Annotated in this window: 4 protein-coding genes; 3 read left to right on the forward strand and 1 reads right to left on the reverse strand. The window is 69.0% G+C overall.

All coding sequences use genetic code 11. The features are described 5' to 3' along the window. Nucleotides 1-31: 31 nt before the first annotated feature. Nucleotides 32-1474, reverse strand: coding sequence for an FAD-binding oxidoreductase (locus D7V97_RS40605; RefSeq protein ID WP_120615924.1), 1443 nt, complete (start codon nucleotides 1472-1474; stop codon nucleotides 32-34). Between the two features lie 320 nt (nucleotides 1475-1794). Between D7V97_RS40605 and D7V97_RS40610 the strand changes: the two genes are divergently transcribed. The 3 genes from D7V97_RS40610 to D7V97_RS40620 form a co-directional block, all read left to right on the forward strand. Further along, nucleotides 1795-2277: a hypothetical protein gene (locus tag D7V97_RS40610; RefSeq protein ID WP_147445189.1), complete on the forward strand. Its 483-nt coding sequence runs from the start codon at nucleotides 1795-1797 to the stop codon at nucleotides 2275-2277. A 226-nt stretch (nucleotides 2278-2503) separates the two neighbouring features. Further along, nucleotides 2504-3418 carry a DUF2381 family protein gene (locus D7V97_RS40615; protein WP_158623560.1) on the forward strand — a complete coding sequence of 305 codons (915 nt, stop codon included), beginning with the start codon at nucleotides 2504-2506 and terminating at the stop codon, nucleotides 3416-3418. An 11-nt stretch (nucleotides 3419-3429) separates the two neighbouring features. Then, a partial coding sequence (locus tag D7V97_RS40620) for a serine/threonine-protein kinase (RefSeq protein WP_147445190.1) occupies nucleotides 3430-4356 on the forward strand: 927 nt, incomplete at its 3' end.

The raw sequence follows: 4356 nt of genomic DNA on the forward strand, positions 1-4356 counted from the left end.
CCCCCTGAGTCAAGCAACCCTCCGCCCCTCCTCAATGCGCGACGTGTGCGGGTGGCACCGGGTCCGGCGGGATGTTCTGGTTCACACGGAAGAGGTTGGTGGGGTCGTAGCGGTTCTTCACCTCCACCAGCCGCGCGTAGTTGTCGCCGTAGGTCGCGCGCACGCGGTCCTGCCCCTCGTCCATCATGAAGTTCACGTAGGCGCCGCCCGCGGAGTACGGGTGCACCGCGTTCCAGTAGTCCTTCGCCCAGGCGCTGATGTCCGCCGCCTTCTCCGGCGAGGGGTCCACGCCCACCATGACCTGGTTCCAGCGTGCGTCGCGGTAGCGGAAGGCCGTGTCATGCGGGCCCACCCGGTGCGCCGCCCCGTCCACGGGGTAGAGGTGCATCGTGGAGTGCATCGACGGCAGCCGCTCGGCGAACTCCACGTGGCGCGCGATGGCGTCGTCGCTCAGCTCGCGCACGAAGTCCGCGCGCCAGTACCACTGCAGCCCGGGCGGATAGAGCCCGTCGAAGGCCGCCTGCAGCAGGGGGTAGGGCATGGGCTGCACGCCGTGCAGGGCGGGCTTGAGCGCCTTCACGGGCGCGAACAGCGCATCCGCGCGCGCGGGGGCCCCGGTGTAGCACCACACCACGCCGCACATCTTCTGCAGGTGCAGGGACTCCGGGAACGGAGGCGCGGGAGGCACGGTCATGAAGGCGAAGAAGCCGTTGAGGTCCTCGGGCGCGGCGGGCAGGAATTCGCGGTACCAGCGCATCACCTCCGCCGCTCGGTCCAGCGGCCAGAGCGTGGGTCCTCCGATGATGGTGTCCACCGGGTGGGCCCGGAAGAGGAACGACGTCACGACGCCGAAGTTGCCGCCCCCGCCGCGCACCGCCCAGAACAGGTCCGGGTGCTGTTCGGCGTTGGCCGTGACGAGGCGACCGTCCGCGAGCACCAGGTCCACGGCGAGCAGGTTGTCGATGGTGAGGCCGAAGCGCCGCGTGAGGTGGCCCGTGCCGCCGCCCAGCGTGAGCCCGGCCACGCCCGTGGTGGAGATGATGCCCGAGGGCACCGCCAGCCCGAAGGCGTGGGTGGCGTGGTCCACGTCTCCCCAGACGCAGCCCCCCGCGACCCGCACCGTGCGGGCCTGGGGGTCCACCCGCACGCCGCGCATGTTCGACAGGTCGATCACCAGCCCGTCGTCGACCAGCCCCATGCCACCGCCGCTGTGTCCCCCGCCGCGCACGGCCAGCAGCAGGCCCTGCTCGCGAGCGAAGGTCACCGAGGCGATGACGTCCGCCACGTCCGCGCACCGGGCCACCATGGCCGGGCGCTTGTGGATCATCGCGTTGTACAGCTGGCATGCCTCCTCGTAGTCAGCGTCTCCGGGGCGGATGAGCGGGCCCCGAAGCTGTGCCCGGAAGCGTTCCACACTGTCCGGTGGCAGTCCTGCTCCGGACTTCGGCTGCGCGCGGTGGGTTTCGAGAGTCACGGGTTTCCTCCTGACGGAACGGCGGCGACACGGCGCCTGGATCAACGAATGCGCACGGTGTGGGCCTCACGCAGGAGGGGCGAGCACGGGAGGCAGGGGGCAGCTTCCTCGCACGCGCCTCCCCACGGGGCCAACGCAGCGCTCCCCCGTCCGTGACGTCCGACAATGGCAACTCAAGCGGCACAGGGCCTCATCCGCTCCGGCCGTACGACCCCGCCCACCTTCGGAGTACGGAAAGGCCTCATCATTTGATGGACGCCGCAAAGACATGACAGCCTCCAAGCGCCACCCCCGTGGCCTACTTCCTGGAGTTCATCCCTTTGCGCGCATTCTTCAAGTCCTCGGCAACCCTGCTTGTCTCCCTTTCCCTCCTGGCCGGCTGCGGCGAGGGCGTCAGTGCTTCGGAGGCGCCGGAGGTCGGCGTCAGCACCGCCGCGCTCCTGGGCCCCGGCGAGCACATGCGTGAGGTTTCCTCCACCACCGACGCGGCGGGAAACCAGACGTTCGTGACGGAGTACGCGGCCGGCATCTACAACCTGCCGGACGGGCAGTCCGGTTCCGTCGCCTCGGTCACCATCAAGACGTTCATCCCCGCCACGGGCGGCACCAGCGGCTCCTGCATCACCAGCACCATCGAGAAGCTGGAAGCGGTGCCGGGCTGGACGACGACGGTGAACCGGGCCGGTGGCTGTGACCGGGAGATCCGCGTGGAGGTGTCGAACAGCTCCACCCGCCAGGAGGCGGACTTCTCCTTCCTGATGATCTTCGGGAAGACCCGCATCGACAGCGGCCTGATTCGCTGAAGCGGCACTGACGCTGAAAAAGAACACGCGCCCCGGCTTCGCGAGGAGCCGGGGCTTTTTCGTGCGCTTCGGGTTCCCAAGGCACTCAAGGCGGGCGAGGTCTCGCGCTTCCTCGACTCGGCCCGCCCCACCATCGCGATGGACAGCGATACCGGGGCCGCTCGGAGACCTGCGACTCCACGGCACCTGTTACGGTCGGCGCCGTCTTCTCGGAGGTTGCCTGCCGGTGCTCCTGGTTTCCCGTCCGTTGCTGTTGCTGTCCCTTCTCCTGTTGGGCACGAACGTCACGGCTCAGGAGCCCCCACGAGGGCGTGAGCTGGTGCAGCGGCGGGTGACGCTCTCTCAGGCCGCAGCCGGCAAGCCGGTGGAGCTGCACGTCGCTTCTGGCTCCCTCACGGTGCTGGAGTTCGACTCCCCCGTGGACCGCGCGGCTGTGAAGCTGGGGGACGCCAGAGACCGTTTCGAGGTGATCGTGGCCACGGACCGGCTGATCATGCTCAAGCCCACGGGCGACGTGGCGACGGGAGAGCGTGTGCTGTTGACCGTGCCCTTCGCGGACGGCCTGTCCCCGGTGCGGGCCGTGTTCGCGCTCGTCACGAACGCCATACAGGTGGACGTACAGGTCCAGGTGTCGCGGCTGCCACGCACGGCCGAGGCGGTACAGGCTGAACTGGACGAGGTGCGCGCCGCATGCGCGGGCAAGGACGCCGAGTTGGAAGCGCTCCGGGCACGAAGCGCGGCCACGGGGCCTTCGGGCATGATCCTGACCGGGACGATGGACCGTATGGGTGTCCAAGCGAAAGACCTTCGAGTAGAGGAGGTGCTCAAGCCCACTGACGTGTTGAAGGCAGAGCGCGTCGTCGCTTTCCGAGGGACAGGTTGGGTCGCGCTTTCGCTTGAAGTGACGAATGGAGGGGCAGTGCCCTGGACGCCCACGGAGGCCCGACTGTCCCCGGCAGGTGGTGGGCGTTCCCGTGCCGCGACCGTGGCGATGCGAGGGCCTCACATCGCTCCCGGCGGGAAGGCGCTGATCGTGGTGGAGGCCCGTGGCGAGGATTGGCCCGAAGACGCCGCCCTCCGGGTGGAGCTACGCGACAGCACAGGCGCTCGGCGCCTTCTCATTCCTTCCCTGGTGTTCTAGAAGCGCGGGCCATGCTGCTTTTCATTCCCGCCAGCTTGAAGCCCGGGCAGATGGTGGATGGCTGGCGCGTGGTGAAGCCCCTGGGCGCGGGCTCCTTCGGCGCCGTCTACCTCGTGGAGAAGGACGGCCAGCGCTTCGCGATGAAGATGGCCCTGCGCCGTGCCAGCAGCGGGGACGCGGAGCAATCGGACGCGCGCCTGCTGCGGGAGATGGTCTGCCTCGTCCAGGTAGAGGGCCACCCCAACATCGTACGGCCCCACGCGTATGGCCGGTGGAACGACGCGACACGGGGCTGGCTCTACGTCGTCGAGGACTACGTGGAGGGCTCCACGCTGGGTGAGTGGCTGGAGAAGATGCACCCCACGGCGCACGAAGTGGTGGCCCTTTTCGTCAAGCTGGCGTCGGCCCTCGCCCACGTGCACTCGCGGGGCGTCTTCCACCGGGATTTGAAGCTGAACAACATCCTGGTGCGCGCTTCCGACGGCGAGCCCTTCCTGCTGGACTTCGGGGTGGGCAGCTATGCGCAGGCGCCCGAATTGACGGATTCCCCCCTGCCGCCCGGTACCCGGCGCTACCGCTCCCCCGAGGCCACGAAGTTCCTGCGCGAGCATGGCGAGGAGTCCGAGGCGCGCTACGCTTTCAAGGCCACGGATGATGTCTACGCGCTGGGCATCTGCCTCTACGATTTGCTGACGATGGCGCGCCCCTGGAGTGAATCTCCGGCCATGTTCCTGGGCGGCCGGTTGGAGTTGCCCGCGCCGCATTCGCTCAACCCTCGGGTGCCAGCGGCCCTGGGCGCGGCGGTCCTCCATTTCGTTGCCCGGGACCCGGAGAAGCGTGCCCCCACGGCGGAGGTGATGCGGCGCGAACTGGCGGCGCTGCTGCCCGAGGTGGGAGTCGCTTGGAGAGAGCCCTGCCACGTTCCCAAGCCCCCCGTC

It is taken from the genome of Corallococcus sp. CA053C (assembly GCF_003611675.1).
GTDB lineage: Bacteria > Myxococcota > Myxococcia > Myxococcales > Myxococcaceae > Corallococcus.